Origin of the sequence: Allorhizobium paknamense (genome assembly GCF_030815125.1) — a bacterium.
GTDB classification, from domain to species: domain Bacteria; phylum Pseudomonadota; class Alphaproteobacteria; order Rhizobiales; family Rhizobiaceae; genus Allorhizobium; species Allorhizobium paknamense.
Window position 1 is genome coordinate 123462 of record NZ_JAUSWH010000012.1, and the last position, 16320, is coordinate 139781.

11 protein-coding genes and 1 pseudogene are annotated in these 16320 nt (G+C 60.5%); 7 read left to right on the forward strand and 5 right to left on the reverse strand.

Annotation, left to right across the window (positions count from 1 at the left end; genetic code table 11):
- Positions 1-90: 90 nt before the first annotated feature.
- Together QO005_RS17320 and QO005_RS17325 are read right to left on the reverse strand one after the other, a co-directional pair.
- On the reverse strand, positions 91-1014 hold the full coding sequence (locus QO005_RS17320; RefSeq protein ID WP_307159320.1) for a response regulator: 924 nt from the start codon (positions 1012-1014) through the stop codon (positions 91-93).
- A complete protein-coding gene (locus QO005_RS17325; RefSeq protein WP_307159321.1) occupies positions 1007-4396 on the reverse strand; it encodes a hybrid sensor histidine kinase/response regulator in 3390 nt (1129 codons plus the stop codon). Before QO005_RS17325 ends, QO005_RS17320 begins: the two co-directional genes overlap by 8 nt.
- Positions 4397-4728: 332 nt before the next feature.
- Here QO005_RS17325 and olsC point away from each other — a divergent pair, with 332 nt between their 5' ends.
- On the forward strand, positions 4729-5553 hold the full coding sequence (olsC, locus tag QO005_RS17330; protein ID WP_307159322.1) for an ornithine lipid ester-linked acyl 2-hydroxylase OlsC: 825 nt from the start codon (positions 4729-4731) through the stop codon (positions 5551-5553).
- A 167-nt stretch (positions 5554-5720) separates the two neighbouring features.
- Here olsC and QO005_RS17335 read toward each other — a convergent pair whose 3' ends face one another.
- Together QO005_RS17335 and QO005_RS17340 are read right to left on the reverse strand one after the other, a co-directional pair.
- Positions 5721-8279 carry an HWE histidine kinase domain-containing protein gene (locus tag QO005_RS17335; RefSeq protein WP_307159323.1) on the reverse strand — a complete coding sequence of 853 codons (2559 nt, stop codon included), beginning with the start codon at positions 8277-8279 and terminating at the stop codon, positions 5721-5723.
- Positions 8252-8827, reverse strand: coding sequence for a biliverdin-producing heme oxygenase (locus tag QO005_RS17340; RefSeq protein ID WP_307159324.1), 576 nt, complete (start codon positions 8825-8827; stop codon positions 8252-8254). The genes QO005_RS17335 and QO005_RS17340 overlap by 28 nt, the downstream gene beginning before the upstream one ends.
- Positions 8828-9022: 195 nt before the next feature.
- Between QO005_RS17340 and urtA the strand changes: the two genes are divergently transcribed.
- The 5 genes from urtA (at position 9023) to urtE (ending at position 14768) form a co-directional block, all read left to right on the forward strand.
- Positions 9023-10312 (forward strand): urea ABC transporter substrate-binding protein, encoded by a 1290-nt coding sequence (gene urtA, locus QO005_RS17345; RefSeq protein WP_307159326.1) that lies wholly within the window; start codon positions 9023-9025, stop codon positions 10310-10312.
- A 272-nt stretch (positions 10313-10584) separates the two neighbouring features.
- Positions 10585-12168 (forward strand): urea ABC transporter permease subunit UrtB, encoded by a 1584-nt coding sequence (urtB, locus tag QO005_RS17350; RefSeq protein ID WP_370878097.1) that lies wholly within the window; start codon positions 10585-10587, stop codon positions 12166-12168.
- Positions 12165-13310 carry an urea ABC transporter permease subunit UrtC gene (urtC, locus tag QO005_RS17355; protein WP_370878094.1) on the forward strand — a complete coding sequence of 382 codons (1146 nt, stop codon included), beginning with the start codon at positions 12165-12167 and terminating at the stop codon, positions 13308-13310. Before urtB ends, urtC begins: the two co-directional genes overlap by 4 nt.
- A gap of 4 nt (positions 13311-13314) precedes the next feature.
- Complete coding sequence (urtD, locus tag QO005_RS17360; protein WP_307159328.1) at positions 13315-14070, forward strand: urea ABC transporter ATP-binding protein UrtD; 756 nt, start codon at positions 13315-13317, stop codon at positions 14068-14070.
- Positions 14071-14072: 2 nt separating this feature from the next.
- On the forward strand, positions 14073-14768 hold the full coding sequence (gene urtE, locus QO005_RS17365; protein ID WP_307159329.1) for an urea ABC transporter ATP-binding subunit UrtE: 696 nt from the start codon (positions 14073-14075) through the stop codon (positions 14766-14768).
- An 11-nt stretch (positions 14769-14779) separates the two neighbouring features.
- Here the strand turns inward: urtE and QO005_RS24235 are convergent.
- A pseudogene (locus QO005_RS24235) lies at positions 14780-14896 on the reverse strand (invasion associated locus B family protein); the annotation flags it as partial.
- Positions 14897-15093: 197 nt separating this feature from the next.
- Between QO005_RS24235 and QO005_RS17370 the strand changes: the two are divergent.
- Complete coding sequence (locus QO005_RS17370) at positions 15094-16266, forward strand: CE1 family esterase (RefSeq protein WP_307159330.1); 1173 nt, start codon at positions 15094-15096, stop codon at positions 16264-16266.
- The last annotated feature ends 54 nt before the right edge of the window (positions 16267-16320 follow it).

Consider the following 16320-nt stretch of genomic DNA (forward strand, 5'->3'; position numbering starts at 1 on the left):
ATCCAGGGAAGTGATTTCTACTTCTCCTGGAATTGCGTAAAAACAAAAGCTTAGAGTGCGTCCGGTGAACCTGTGTTCACCGGACGCGCTCTAACCGCCATGCATGACCTGCGCTGCCTTGACGGCAGCGGAGGCGCGGTTTTCCACGCCGAGCTTCACATAGATCTGTTCAAGATGCTTGTTGACCGTGCGGGCTGACAGGCCGAGAATCTCGGCTATGTCGCGGTTGGATTTGCCGTGCGCAATCCATAGCAGCACCTCCGCTTCGCGGGAGGTGAGGCCGAAAACATCGCGCAGGGCTTCATCCTGGCGGCGGTTGTCGGCGGCGGTCAGGCGGAAGAGATATTCATCCGGGCCGATGGTGCCGAGAAAGGTCAGCGTCAGGCTGGCCGGGCCGGTTGGCGGATAGGGGAAGGTCGGTTCACGGCTGCTGGCCTGTGCAGAGCGATGGGCCATCCAGGCGGCGATCGTGGCGGTCACGGCGGCAAGCCCGTCTTCCGCGCCGGTGGCGGTGGTAATCAGCCGCGTGGCCTGCGGCGTCGACCAGTGGATCGTGCCATCGCCCTTCACCGCCATCAGGTGGCGGCCTGCGGCATCCAGCGCCACGCGTGCGCTCTGGGCGGAGCGGGCATTGGCAAGATGCACGCGGATACGGGCGCGAAGTTCATCGATATTGATCGGCTTGGTGAGGTAATCGACACCTCCGGCGCCCAGCGCATTCACCACATGTTCGGTTTCCGTCAGCCCGGTCATGAAGATCACCGGCACCTGCGCCACGGCGCTGTTGGCCTTTAGCTTTCGGCAGGTCTCGAAACCATCCATGCCGGGCATGATGGCGTCCAGCAGGATGAGATCCGGGCTGATGCGCTCGGCAATGCCAAGGGCGGCCTGACCGGAGGTGGCGATCAGCACGGAAAAGCCGGATTGCTCCAGCGCATCGGTGAGAAAGCCCAGCGTTTCCGGGCTGTCATCCACCAGCAGCACGATGTCGCGGGGCGAAGGCGTGTCAGCCACGGGCATCCTCTTTCTCTGTTCGGAACCGTTCCAGCGTCTTGATCAGCCCCGCCATATCGAAGGCCTGCAGGAAGGGTTTGAGGTGATCGGCAAAGGGCTGATGCTCCGGCATGCGCGCCAGATCCTGCAATTTGGCGTCAATGCCGCGCACATAGCCGATTTCCGCCAGCCGCAGCAATTCCTCGATATGCTCGGCCCCCGGGCTTTGCACCGGCTCGGAGGGTTTCGGTTTTGGCGCCGGTTGCGCGGTATCGGCATAGACCCATTGCAGTTTCAGGTGCAGCGCCAGCTTGTCACGCAGCTTCTGCACATTCACCGGCTTGGTGATCGCATCATTATGGCCGCTCGATCCGGGCTCCCGCACGCTGCTGTCGCCGATATTGGCAGACAGCATCAGGATCGGCGCGTTCTGGCCGAGATCGCGCAGCTTTTCCACCAACTGCCAGCCATTCATGCCGGGCATGGAGATGTCCACCAGAAACAGATCGGGCTGCACGCCTTCGATGAGCGTCAGGCAATCCGGGCCGCTATTGGCGGTGAGCACGATGAAATCGAGCGGTGAAAGCGCCTCGCGCATCAGGTCGCGGTGATCTTCATTGTCGTCCACCACCACGATGGTCCGGCGCGGGCCGGTATAAGAGACAATCTTGCGCTCCGGCTGCGGCGCGGTCGATGGCCGCTCGACGGCGGAGAGCAGCAGCCGCACCCGGAAGGTCGTGCCCTTGTCCTTTTCGCTGTCCACGGCAATCTCGCCGCCCAGCGTATTGGTGAGCAGGCGGGTAATGGTCAGCCCCAGCCCCAGCCCCGGCATGGGGCGGATATTGTCGGCCTCGCCGCGTTGGAAGGGCTCGAAAATCCGCGACAGATCCTTTTCGGCAATGCCGCGTCCGGTATCGGCAATGGTGAAGGTGGCTACCTGGCTGCGATAGGCGATATCGAAGCGCACATGGCCGCTATCGGTAAACTTGATGGCGTTGGAGAGCAGGTTGACGAGAATTTGCCTGAGCCGCTTCTCATCCGCCCGCACATAGCGCGGCAGGTTGCGGGCGCGCTCATGGGTGAAGATCAGCCCTTTGGCCTCTGCCTGCGGCGCGATCATGTCGACGATCTGGTCGAGGAAATCGCTGAGGTTCAACTCGTTGGAAAAGACCTGCAACTTTCCCGCCTCGATCTTCGAAATATCGAGCAACCCGTCGATCAGGCCGGAGAGGTGATCCGCCGAACGGCGAATGACCTTGATGGCCGATTGCCGAGGGGCAGGGATGGTTTCATCCTGCTCCAGCAATTGCGCATAACCCAGAACGGCATTGAGCGGCGTGCGCAGTTCGTGGGAAAGGCCCACGACGTAGCGGCTTTTCGCCCGGTTGGCGGCTTCTGCCGTTTCCTTGGCGGCTTGCAGGGCGGCATCGGTTTTCTGGTGGGCAGCGATTTCCTTGAGCAGCAGGCTGTTCTGGCGAAAGGATTCCTCCTCCGCCACCACCCGGCTGTCATGGGCCAGCACGTAGAACCAGGAGGCAATACCGGCAATCACCGCAAAGACGAAGAAGACGATGAGAATGGTGCGGTTCACCACCAGCGCCGTTTCCGGCGAGGCGGCGGAGACCTGATGGGCAATCAGCGCCAGAATGGTGCCGATCAGCGAAATGGCGATGACGGCGGTGATGGAGTAACGGCCAAGACGGCTGGCGAGTTTTTCGATCACGCTGTCCGGCAGCACCTGCCGCGCCACGAAACCGGCCTGGGCGTTGAGCTTTGCCTGCGGCTTGCACATGTCATGGCAGCGGCTGTCCAGCGAACAGCAGAGCGAACAGATCGGCGCGGCATAGGCGGGGCACCATGCCATGTCCTCCGGCTCGAAGGGGTGTTCGCAGATCGAGCAGGTGATGCTGGTGGCGTTTTTCCAGCTCGCCCGGGGCTTGCGGGCGAGATAGAATTTCCCATCCGTCGCCCAGGCAATCAGCGGGGAAATCAGGAAGGCGATCAGGGTGATGAAGGTGGCAAGCGAGGCCGCAAGCCCCCCGAACAGGCCGAAATGCGCCGCCAGTGCAATGCCCGCCGAAAGCACCAGCGTGCCGCAGCCGACGGGGTTGATGTCATAGAGATGGGCGCGCTTGAACTCGATGCCGGGCGGGGCCAATCCCAGCTTGCGGTTGACGAAGAGATCGGCGGAAATGGTGCACAGCCATGCCATGGCGATGATGGAGAAAATGGCAAGCGTGGCTTCCAGCAACCGGTAGATGCCAAGCTCCATCAACAAAAGCGCGATGGAGACGTTGAACACCAGCCACACCACCCGGCCCGGATGGCTGTGGGTGAGGCGGGAGAAGAAATTCGACCAGGCGAGCGACCCGGCATAGGCATTCATCACATTGATCTTCAGCTGCGAGATCACCACGAAGCCCGCCATCAGCAGCAGGGCTGCCGTGTGGTTTGGCAGGATATAGCCGAAGGCGGTGAGATACATATGGGCCGGATCGGCAGCCTCCGTGGCGGGCACCCCGGTAGAGAGCGTCAGCACCGCCAGAAACGATCCCGCCAGCAGCTTCGGCACGCCCAGCACCACCCAGCCCGCGCCCGCCAGAAAGACCGCGATGCGGTGATTGAGCTTCAGCTTCACCTTCGGTGGCAGGAAGCGCAGAAAGTCCACCTGCTCGCCGATCTGCGGCATCAAGGCCAGGATAATCGCTGAAGCCGCGCCGAATTCCGCCAGCCGGAACGGGGCGGCTTCCCCGGCGAAGGCGTTGTCGTGGCCAATGCCCGCAAAGCTTCGCCACAGCTCGAATTTCTGCCAGTCCATCAGCGCGATGAACAGGAAGGGCGCGATGTTCAGCACGATCCAGATGGGCTGGGTGAGCAGCTGGAAGCGGGAAATCAGCTGAATGCCATAGGTGACGAGCGGAATGACCACGATCGCCGAAATGATATAGCCGAAGGAGGCCGGGATGCCGAAGGCAAGCTCCAGCGCGCCGGTCATGATCGAGGCCTCGATGGCAAAGAGCATGAAGGTGAAGCTGGCATAGATCAGCGAGGTGATGGTGGAGCCGATATAGCCGAACCCCGCGCCGCGCGTCAGAAGATCGATGTCCACCCCCTCGCGGATGGCATAGCGGCTGATCGGCACGCCGACGAGCAGCATGACAAGCGCCGCCACCAGGATGGCATAGAAGGCATTGGTGCTGCCATAGGAAATGGTGATGGTGCCGCCGATCGCCTCCAGCGCCAGAAAGGAAATCGCGCCGATGGCGGTTTGCGAAATGCGGCTGGAGGAAAAGCGCCGGGCGCTTTTGGCGGTAAAGCGCAGGGCGTAATCTTCCAGCGTCTGGTCTGCCACCCAGCGGTTATACTGGCGACGTATGGGAATGATGCGCTGGCGGGCGGCCATGAAGCCTCTAACTGGATTGGAGCCCTGGAACCGGATTGGAACCTTTATTTTTCAGGGAAAGCTAGGGTTTTGCAAGCAGAGGGCGGGTCATGGCGGCTAAAAAACGGTGAAACATGAATTTCGATCTCGGCATGTCTTGATTTTGTCGAAATCCACACTTCATCACTTGTGTTAGACGAAGTGTCATTGAAAATGGCAGTTCGTCTTCCATTTTCGAATATCTGAAGCGCCTGATGCATTTGAGATATTCGAAATCTCTTCAAGGCGAGGAGGGTCACGCATCTTCGAGCCTTGTCGTAAAAAGCGTATTCTCCTCCAATAATGGTGCTGCCATGGACACGCCTACTTCCACTCTCTCCTCCAAACCCGAAACCCAGGCCTTTGGCACCGAAGGCATCGCGCCGATGGAGCGGGCAAGCCGCATCACCCGCTTTTTCATGGGCATTGTCGCCTGGGCGGAAAAGCTGAACTTCAAACATGCAAAACTCGGCAATCCGCCGGTTTATGACAATGCCACCTTTCCCTGGGCGGCGGAGGTTGAAAAGGCCTATCCCGCCATCCGCGCCGAACTGGACAAGATCCTGCTGCGCAAGGATGAACTGCCGAGCTTCCAGGACATTTCCACGGATGTGAAAACCATTTCCTCCGATAACAACTGGAAAACCTTCTTCCTGCTCGGCTTCGGGGTGAAATCGGAGGCCAATATCCGTGCCTGCCCGGAAACCTGGAAGGCCATGCAGAAGATTCCGGGCCTGACCACGGTGATGTTCTCGATCTTCGAGCCGGGCAAGCATCTGCCGCCGCATCGCGGCCCCTATAACGGCGTGCTGCGCCTGCATCTTGGCATGATCGTGCCGGAGCCGCGCGACAAGCTCGCCATCCGCGTCAAGGACCAGATCTGCCACTGGGACGAGGGCAAGGTGCTGATTTTCGACGATGCCTATGAGCATGAGGCCTGGAACCACACCGACAAGACCCGCGTGGTGCTGTTCGTGGATTTCGTCAAGCCGCTGAAGTTCCCGGCACGGCTCGTCAACTGGTGCCTGATGAACCTTGCCATCTTCACCCCCTTCATCCGCGAGGGGCTGGATAACCACAATGAGTGGGAAAAGAAGTTCTACGCCGAAGCGGAAAAACTGCGCAATCAGAAGCCCTGATTGCCAGAGCATTTCCTGGAAAAGTGGAAACCGGTTTTCCGTCCGGAAATGCGTAAATACAAGTAGTTAGAGAGTTTCCGTGTTGCGATGAAACAGGGAAACTCTCTAACAGCAAACGCCCCGGAGGCCACCGAGCCTCCGAGCCGATTACGGAGGTCGGTTACCCCTCAGCTCTCGCTGGTTTCCCTGTCGCGCAGCCGGGTGATGATGGCGTTCAGCAGCGAATCGCCATCATAGGGCTTGGCGATCACCGGCACGTTCGTAAACGCTTCGGGAATGATGGCGCGTTCGGCATAGCCGGTGGCGAAGATGAAGGGCACGCCCCGGCGGGCCAGTTCTTCCGCCACGGGCACGGAGGTGTGGTTGCCGAGATTGATGTCCAGCACCGCAAGCCCCGGAAGCTGGCTTCGGATTTCCGTCAGCGCCTCCGGTGCCGAGCCTGCGGTCGTCACTTCGGTGAAGCCGGCATCGCCCAGCATCATTTCCGCATCCATGGCAATCAGCATCTGGTCTTCCACCAGAAGGATGCGGGTATTTTTGTCCAGAGGTGCCATGCTGGCCCTTTCCCTGTGTGGTGAGGCGGCGGCTTGCGGCTCGCTGCGCTCCAGAAAGCCGTAGAGGAAACGTCCCGGCAGCAGCAGGTGTGCCTTCAACCCGTCCGGCTCATAGCGTACCACGCTCTTGCCGCCCAGATCATAGGGAATGCTGCGATCGATCAATGCGGAGCCGAAGCCCTTGGCACGGGGCTGATGAACGGTCGGGCCGCCGCTTTCCACCCAGTGCAACTCGCAATCACCGCCTTCCGTCCAGCGCCAGGAGATGGCGAGATGGCCAGTGGGGCGCGACAGCGCGCCATATTTGGCGGCGTTGGTGGAAAGCTCGTGCGTCACGAGTGCCGTGACCGCATAGGCGCGGCTATCCAGCAGTACGGGCGGGCCGTCCAGCTGAATGGCGGTCACGCTTTCCTTGTAAGGGGTGAGTTCCGCTTGCAGCAATTCGCGCAATTGCCCGCCGCCGCTGCCACGGATCACCTGATCATGGGCATGCGACAGCGCCTGGATGCGCCCGCGCAGCGAGCCGACATAGTCTGTCAGCGCCTGTTCGGGCCGGGTGGGCGCGCCGACCAGCGATTTGATCACCGCCAGAATGTTCTTCACCCGGTGGTTCAGCTCCTCGTTCAGAACGCGCTGGCGAATATCGGCCTTGTTGCGCTCCTCCTGCATCAGCTCATTATGGCGCAGCACGATTTCCACCGTGGCGGAGCGCACGGCCTCGGCAATGTCACGGTCGCTGTCGCTCCAGGCCTCGGCCTGTTTATGCACGGTTTCCTTCCAGATGGCGAAGCTCTTGCGCGGAGTCAGGCGGTCGCCCATCGGCCCTATTTCATAGGATTTTTCGGGATTTCCCGCCCAGTTCAGGGTTTGCAGCCGCTCCTTGCGGAAAAACAGCAGGTAGTCGCGCGGGATCTGCGAGAGCGGCACCGCCATGACGCCGGATACGTCCTCATAATAGCTGTCGGCTGCGGGAAATTGCAGCGCCAGCGCATGCGTCGCCCAGATATGCCCATCGGCCACCCCGCTGATGAAGCGCATCAACGGCTCCACCTCGGCGCGCGGCGGCCCGGCGCCTGCGGCGGTCCAGGTGTCGTTCATCCACAATCCCACGCCGTCGCAGGCAAACAGCGACTGGAAATCGGCAAGCGATTCCGAAAACAGATCCTCGACATTGGCATAGTGAGAGGCAATCTGCAGAAACCGGTCCAGCGATTTGCGGGCGTCATTGGCCAGATCCAGCTTGCGCTTCTGCTTGAGCGCCAGAAGATGCAGCGAAAAGAATTCGCCGAAGATCTCCGCTGCGATCCGTTCCGACATGGTCAGCGTTTTCGGCGAATAGTTGTGGCAGGCAATCAGCCCCCACAGCCCGCCATTGACCAGGATCGAAATCGACATGGACGCGCCCACGCCCATATTGCGCAGATATTCGAGGTGGATCGGCGAAACGCTGCGCAGATGCGCGAAGGAGAGATCCAGCGGTTCGCCGGAGGGGTCCAGTTCCGGCACCAGCGGCACGCGCTGGCCGCGCGCATCGGAAATCACCCGGATCGGGTTTTGCGTGTAGAGCCGGCGCGCCTGCTGGGGAATGTCGCTGGCGGGAAAATACTGGCCGAGAAAGCTTTCGAGATCGGCGCGCTTGGCCTCGCTCACCACCTTGCCGGAGCCGTCGCTTTCGAACTGATAGATCATCACCCGGTCATAGCCCAGCACAGCCCTGACCAGCCGCGCGGAGGCCTTGATCAGTTTGTCGACGTCCGACATGTCCTTGATGCGGCCAATCATCTCGCGGGCAAGCTGCAAGGGCTGGGTGCGTCCGCGCGAGGGCTCGAACTCAACGATGGCCGTGCCATATTGCCGGTGCACCGCGACATCGAAGAACTGCCCGCTCGGCAGGCGGATATGGGCAATCACTGCCGGACGCGAGGCATCGGGCGCCGCAGCCAGCGCGTTGCGCAGATCGTGCGCCACGTCATCGCCCAGCAACTCGTTGATCCGGCGGTTGATCAGCTTCCCTTCAAGATGCAGAAGCTCGGCCGTATTGGCGGAGTGGCGCAGCACCGTCACCAGTTCCGCGTCGCAGGCCAGCAGACAGCCATGGGGCTGGATGCTGCCGGGAATGTGAATAGGCTCTCGGTCGCAATTCGTCAGATCGACGGCTGGGGCAGACGGCATTCCATGCTACTTTCATAGGCGCTGTAGGCGAAATTGAAGGTTCGAACTGCCCAGTCGGACACGGCCTTTCTGTCAACCGTCCGCACCCCCTCCAGAATGTTCAGAAACGCGTGCCAGTTTGAAAAGTTCCCGCTTTGAGAAAAAAGATGGCGCGCCCCATAGGCCTCGGAAAGACCGAGAGCCGCCGCCCGTTTCGCCAGCAGGCGCGCCCCAAGGGAAGAGCCTTCCAGCACGTAGAGCACGCCCAGCCAGTCCTCCAGCCTCTCGGGCGAGGGGGCATCGGCATCGGCCAGGGGGGGCGGCATATGGAGGTCGGCCAGATCGCCGGCAATATCCGGGCCGATCAGTCCCGGCCGCCATTGCCCAAGGGCTTCGGGAAGGGGGCTTGCGGCAAGGGCTGCTTCCAAAGGCAGCCGAAAGCGTGCGGATCCTTCGAGATAGGCCTGGTAATCCTCAAGGCAGGAAAATGGCCCCACGAGCCTGTCCAGCGCGCTGTGGGCCTCAGAGGTCTCGTTCCGCAGGAACTGCCTCATCGGGGCAATAGTCATGGGATCCTTTCTGTTTCACCAAATTATAATAGATGAAATTGACAATAGGCAATAATCAAAAGCGCAAACGGGTGGGGGATCGCACCTGCCCTATACGTTAATTGACGTATACGATTTTGCGCTGCGGCATTCGATACTCCTCTTCAGCAACGGTGTGGCTCACCGGTTTGCCCAACCAAAAGAGGGGTTCAAACAATGAAACTCAAAGCCAGTCTGGCGGGCGCGCTTCTGGGCGCCATGCTGTCCACCACTGCTTTCCATAGCGTCGCGGCTGCCGATGACACGATCAAGATCGGCATCCTGCATTCGCTCTCGGGCACCATGGCGATTTCGGAAACGACGCTGAAGGACGCCATGCTGATGCTCATCGACGAGCAGAACAAGAAGGGCGGCGTCCTTGGCAAGAAGCTGGAGCCTGTGGTGGTCGATCCGGCCTCCAACTGGCCGCTCTTTGCCGAAAAGGCCCGTGAGCTGATTTCCAAGGACAAGGTCGCAGCCGTGTTCGGCTGCTGGACTTCGGTGTCGCGCAAGTCGGTCCTGCCGGTCTTCAAGGAACTGGATTCCATTCTCTTCTACCCCGTGCAGTTCGAGGGTGAAGAAAGCGAGCGCAACGTCTTCTATACGGGGGCCGCGCCCAACCAGCAGGCCATTCCCGCCGTCGATTACCTGATGCAGAACGAAGGCGTGCAGCGCTTCGTGCTGGAAGGCACGGACTATGTCTATCCGCGCACGACCAACAAGATTCTTGAAGCCTATCTTCTGTCGAAGGGCGTCAAGAAAGAAGACATCATGGTCAACTACACGCCGTTCGGTTTCTCCGACTGGCAGACGGAAGTGGCCGCGATCAAGAAATTCGGTTCCGCCGGCAAGAAGACCGCCGTGGTTTCCACCGTCAACGGCGATGCCAACGTGCCCTTCTACAAGGAACTCGGCAACCAGGGCGTCAAGGCGCAGGATATTCCGGTCGTCGCCTTCTCCGTGGGTGAAGAGGAACTGGCCGGTATCGACACCAAGCCACTGGTTGGCCATCTCGCCGCCTGGAACTATTTCGAAAGCGTCGACACCCCCGTCAATGCCGAGTTCATCAAGACCTGGCACGCTTTCATCAAAAACGACAAGCGCGTGACCAACGACCCGATGGAAGCCGCCTATATCGGTTTCAACATGTGGGTGAAGGCCGTCGAAAAGGCTGGCACCACCGATCAGGACAAGGTGATCGACGCGCTGGTCGGCGTGTCCGTGCCGAACCTCACTGGCGGTTATGCCACCATGATGCCGAACCACTACATCACCAAGCCGGTGCTGATCGGCGAAATCCAGGAAAACGGCCAGTTTGAAGTCGTCTCCCAGACGCCGGAAGTGGTGGGCGACGAATGGTCCGACTTCCTGCCGGACAGCAAGGACCTGATCTCCGATTGGCGCATGCCGATGAACTGCGGCAACTTCAACGTCGCCACCGGCAAGTGCGGCGGCAAGGGTTCGTAATACCAAGGCTCGAAGATGCTTACGCATCCTCGCCTTGAAGAGATTTCGAATATCTCAAATGCATCAGGTGCTTGAGATATTCGAAAAGGGAATACGAAGAGTCATTTTCAATAACTCTTCGTATAACCGTCCATCTATTGTTTACTCCCCCGACCAACTTGCTGCGGGCAGGGCTTCTGCCCGCAGTCTTTTCCGCTTTGGGATGGGGATGAACGCGCTCGCATGATCTTGAAAGGGCAAAGATGTTTTCTCGATCGATCCAGATACTGGTGATGGTGCTGGCCCTGATGCTTGGCCTTCTGCCGGCAAGCGCCGAGGGTGATCCGGCAGCCCTCATCAAGGCGTTGGGCACGGCGAATTTTGCCGAGGCGGAGAAGATCGTCGGCGAGCTGGGCAAGACGGGCGATGCTCGCGTCGTGCCGGCGCTGGAGGCCTTCAGCGCGGGGGATCTCTATGTGCGCAAAGCCGATGGCGGCGTTTTCATCGGCAAATCCGCGGGCGCAAACCTCACCTTGATTGATCCGCTGACCGGCGAAAAGGCCGGTGAAGAGGCCAAGGGCGCCCTTACCAAGATCAAGGTCAACAACACGCTGCGCCGCGCCATTACGGCGGCGGAAGGCGGCTTGACGCTGATGAGCCCGGACAGGGCAAAGCGTCTGGAAGCTGCCGCCAGCATTTTGAAGGCACCCAGCGCCGACAATCTGGAGCTTCTGGAAACCGCCCTTGCGTCCGAAAAGGATGGCGAGGTGAAAAAGCTTTTGCAGCAGGCCCGCGCCGTCTCCATTCTCGGTTCCGACCGCCCGCTGGATGCCAAGCTGCAAGCCGTCGAGGCCGTGGAAGGGCTCGGCGGTCAGGATGCGCTGGCCGTGCTGCAGCCGCTGCGTGCCAGCGCCGATCCGGCCCTTGCCAGCGCCATCGACAAGGCGATTGGCCGGATCGAGACCAAGTTGAGTCTGTGGGAAGCGGTGCAGAACATCGTCTATGGCCTGTCGCTGGGCTCGGTTCTGCTGCTGGCGGCCATTGGCCTTGCCATCACCTTCGGCGTCATGGGCATTATCAACATGGCGCATGGCGAAATGGTCATGCTCGGCGCTTATTCCACCTTCGTGGTGCAGCAGGTGATCCGGGCACATGCGCCGGGCCTGTTCGAATGGTCGCTGGCCATTGCGCTGCCGGTTGCCTTCGTGGTCACGGGCGCGGTGGGGTTTGCCATCGAGCGCTCCGTCATCCGCTTTCTCTATGGCCGTCCGCTGGAAACGCTGCTCGCCACCTGGGGCATTTCGCTGATGCTGCAACAGCTCGTGCGCTCCATTTTCGGCCCGACCAATCAGGAAGTGGGCAATCCCGGCTGGATGTCCGGCTCCTTCGATCTCGGCGGGCTGGCCATCACCTGGAACCGGCTGTGGATTCTCGCCTTTTCGCTCTCCGTCTTCGTGGCGCTGCTGATGCTGTTGAAGCGCTCTTCCTTTGGCCTGCAAATGCGTGCCGTCACCCAGAACCGCCGCATGGCCTCATCCATGGGTATTCGCACGCCCTGGGTGGATGCCTTCACCTTCGCGCTCGGTTCCGGCATTGCCGGCATGGCGGGGGTGGCGCTGTCGCAGATCGATAACGTCTCGCCCAATCTCGGCCAGAGCTACATCATCGACAGCTTCATGGTGGTGGTGTTCGGCGGTGTGGGCAATCTCTGGGGCACGCTGGTCGGGGCGTTTTCGCTCGGCATTCTCAACAAGTTCCTGGAGCCCTATGCGGGTGCAGTGCTGGGCAAGATCCTCGTGCTGGTGCTGATCATTCTCTTCATTCAAAAACGACCGCGCGGTCTCTTCGCGCTCAAGGGAAGGGCGGTGGACGCATGATAACGGCGTTTCTTCTTCGCGCACTCGATCGCAAGATCGTCATGGCCATCGCCATTCTGGTGGCGCTTGCCGTGGTGGTGCCGGTGCTGTCGCTGGCCTTGCCTGAGACGAGCCCGCTGCACATGCCGACCTATCTGGTGGCGCTTCTCGGCAAATATCTCACCTATGCCATGCTGGCGCTGGCGCTTGATCTCGTCTGGGGCTTCTGCGGCATTCTCTCGCTGGGGCACGGGGCTTTCTTCGCGCTCGGCGGCTATGCCATGGGCATGTATCTCATGCGCCAGATCGGCCCCCGCGGGGTCTATGGCGATCCGATCCTGCCGGATTTCATGGTCTTCCTGAACTGGAAGGAACTGCCGTGGTTCTGGCATGGCTTCGACATGTTCTGGTTTGCCGCCCTCATGGTGCTGGTGGCACCCGGCCTTCTGGCCTTCGTCTTCGGCTGGTTTGCCTTCCGCTCCCGCGTCAACGGCGTTTATCTCTCGATCATCACCCAGGCCATGACCTATGCACTGCTGCTGGCCTTCTTCCGCAACGATATGGGCTTTGGCGGCAATAACGGCCTCACCGATTTCAAGGATATTCTCGGCTTCAACGTACAGGCCGATGGCACGCGCGCAGCCCTCTTTGCCATCACCGCGCTGATGCTGGCGCTGTCGCTCTTGCTGGCTTCGGCCATCGTCAGATCGAAATACGGCAAGGTGCTGGTCGGCATTCGCGATGCCGAAAGCCGCACGCGCTTTCTCGGCTACCGGGTGGAGCATATGAAGCTCTTCACCTTCGTGGTCTCGGCCATGATGGCGGGCGTGGCGGGTGCGCTTTACGTGCCGCAGGTCGGCATTATCAATCCGGGCGAATTCGCGCCTGCCAATTCCATCGAAGTCGTCATCTGGACGGCGGTGGGCGGACGCGCGACGCTGATCGGCCCGATCATCGGCGCGGTGCTGGTCAATGGCGGCAAGACGCTGTTTACCGGCCTTTTCCCGGAATTCTGGCTGTTTGCGCTGGGCGGGCTGTTCGTGGCCGTCACGCTTTTCCTGCCCAAGGGTATTGTCGGCACCATCGCGCAGGCGATGCGCTCGCGAAGCGAGCATCGGGCCGCCGCCGACCTGTCCGAAGCAAAACCACAGGCCGCGGAGTAAGCCCATGTCGGACAAGACCACCAACAGCCTGCTCTATCTGAATGGCGTTTCCGTCTCCTTCGACGGCTTCAAGGCGCTGAATTCCTTGTCCTTCACGGTCGAACCCGGCGAGCTTCGCGCCATTATCGGCCCGAACGGCGCAGGCAAGACGACGATGATGGACATCATCACCGGCAAGACAAGACCTGACAGTGGCGAGGTTTTCTTCGATGGCGGCAAGATCGACCTGACGAAGAAGGACGAGGCGGAAATCGCCCAGCTCGGCATTGGCCGCAAGTTTCAGAAGCCGACGGTGTTTGAAAGCCACACCGTCTGGGACAATCTGGAACTGGCGCTGAACCGTCCGCGCGGTGTTTTCTCCACCTTGTTCTACCGGCTGACAGCAGAGGACCGCGACCGCATCGAGACCATTCTCGACACCGTGCGGCTGACCGCCCGCAAGAACGATCTCGCCGCCAACCTCTCCCACGGCCAGAAACAGTGGCTGGAAATCGGCATGCTGCTGGCGCAGGAGCCGAAGCTGCTTTTGGTGGACGAGCCGGTGGCGGGCATGACCGATGCCGAAACGGCGGAAACCGCCATTCTGCTGCGCGAAATTGCCAAGACGCGTTCCGTGGTGGTGGTGGAGCACGACATGGGCTTCATCCGCGATCTCGGCGTGAAAGTCACCTGCCTTGCGGAAGGCTCCGTGCTGGCGGAAGGATCGATCGATTTCGTCTCTTCCGACCAGAAGGTCATCGAGAATTATCTGGGGCGGTAATCATGCTGAATGTCGAAAACGTCAATCTTCACTACGGTGCCGCCCAGGCTCTGCGGGGCGTGAGCATCACCGCGCCGATGGGCAAAATCACCTGTGTTCTGGGCCGCAATGGCGTGGGCAAATCCTCGCTGCTCAGGGCCATCACCGGCCAGCATCCGGTCTCTGGCGGAGAAATCCGCTTCGAGGACAAGGTGCTGAATGGCATGGCGCCCTTCAACCGGGCGCGTCATGGCGTGGGCTATGTGCCGCAGGGACGCGAGATTTTCCCGCTGCTGACGGTGAAGGAAAACCTCGAAACCGGCTACGCGCCGCTTTCCCGCAAGGAGCGCAGCATTCCCGATGACGTCTTCAGCCTGTTTCCGGTGCTGGCAACGATGATTTCCCGGCGCGGCGGCGATCTTTCCGGCGGTCAGCAGCAGCAGCTTGCCATTGGCCGCGCCATGGTGACGCGCCCGAAAATTCTGGTGCTGGACGAGCCGACTGAGGGCATCCAGCCCTCGATCATCAAGGATATTGGCCGCGCCATCCGCTATCTGCGCGACAGCACCGGCATGGCCATACTGCTGGTGGAGCAATATCTGGATTTCTGCCGCGAGCTTGCCGATCACGTCTACATCATGGATCGCGGCGAAATCGTCCATGAGGGACCGGCGGAGGTGCTGGATACCGAGGAGGCAAGGCGGCATTTGACCGTGTGATCGCAGGAGTTTTTTAGAGCGCTTTTCGATCTGATTGAATCAGATCGGCGCTCTAACATTTTATTTTTGAAGCATAATCTTATTCGTCCTCGTTTCACTCCGGTCGGATTATGCTCTAACCCCCTCACGGATTGTGAAAGACGCAAGCCAGCCTTGATACTTTATTTACATCTTGCCGTTGCTAATGTGGGATCATGTGGTATTTTCCCGCAACTGCGAAGATCAGCCATAAAACCGCTTCAGGCGGATAAGGCTTCGCGACGGTTGGGGTAGCGACATAAAGAGTGCTGCCGGTTTGAAACTGCTTTTGGCGACGGACCATCGAATGACAGTGAATGCAATTTCCAGCCGGCTTGCGCTGGCAGCGTTTTCGCGTGCATGCCTGACATCCATCCTCACCTGCCTGCTGCTGGCGCTCGGCCTTTCGTCCGCGCGCGCTGAAGGCTCCGGCTGCGGTGTGACCGCGCGCGCCGGTTTTCAGGACCTCACCTTCCAGTCCGGCGGCATGGAGCGCACGGCGGTGGTGTTCATTCCGCCGAACTACACGGCCAAGACAAAGGTTCCAGTGGTTTTCGACCTGCATGGCTCCAACAGTTTTCCGCGCGATCAGATGGGTCGCAGCCAATGGCCGGATGTGGCCAAGGAAAACGGCTTCATCGTCGTGGCCCCGCAAGGGGGGCTCTCCGGCAAGCTCGAAGGCACGCATGCCTGGAACGTGCCGGGCGTGACCAATGTCGATGGCCCGGATGATGCGACCTATCTCAGCGATACGATTGCGCTGGTGAAGGCAAAGTTCTGCGTGGATTCGAGCCGCATCTATGCTTCCGGTTATTCCGGTGGCGGGCGCATGCTGTCGCAATATATCTGCAACGGCAACGCCGATTTTTCGGCAGCCGGCTTCGTCATGAGCCTGCGCGCCGGTTATCCCCGGCAGGAGGCTGGCAAGTGGCTTCCCGATCCGCAAAGCTGCCATCCGGCAAAGCCGGTATCGATCATCGCCTTCTGGGGCCTGAAGGACAATACCAATCCTTACGTTGGCGGCGGCAAGCCCTATTGGCAATATGGCGGTGAAACCGCGCTCAATCGCTGGGCGGAGCTCGATGGTTGCGAGAAGGATACGCGCCTCACCAAGGGCACGGCTGTCTCTTCCATGGAGTTTTCGCGTTGCAAGGGCGGGGCGCGCATTCTCTCCTACACCATTGCCGACCAGACCCATGACTGGCCGTCCACCAATGTCGGCTTCTCCCTTGTCTCGGCCAATGCCAAGGAGCCGCAGCAGCAGGTCTTTGCCGCCAAGCGCATGTGGGCCTTCTTCGAACAGCGCGATGGCAATCTTGTCGCCAATGCCGTTGCCAGGAGCAATGATTGCGCCACGGCGCCCAAGGCCAAGGATGGCTCGGCGATTGCCGCCACCACGGCAGCCTGTGAAGCCTCTACGGCCAAGGCAAAGCCGCAGCCTGCCAAGGCGGAAGAGTCGATTTCCGCGCGCGCGCTCTGATCCTCCTGAATCCTATCTTGAAGACCGGCACCCTACAGCGCCGTGCACCATATA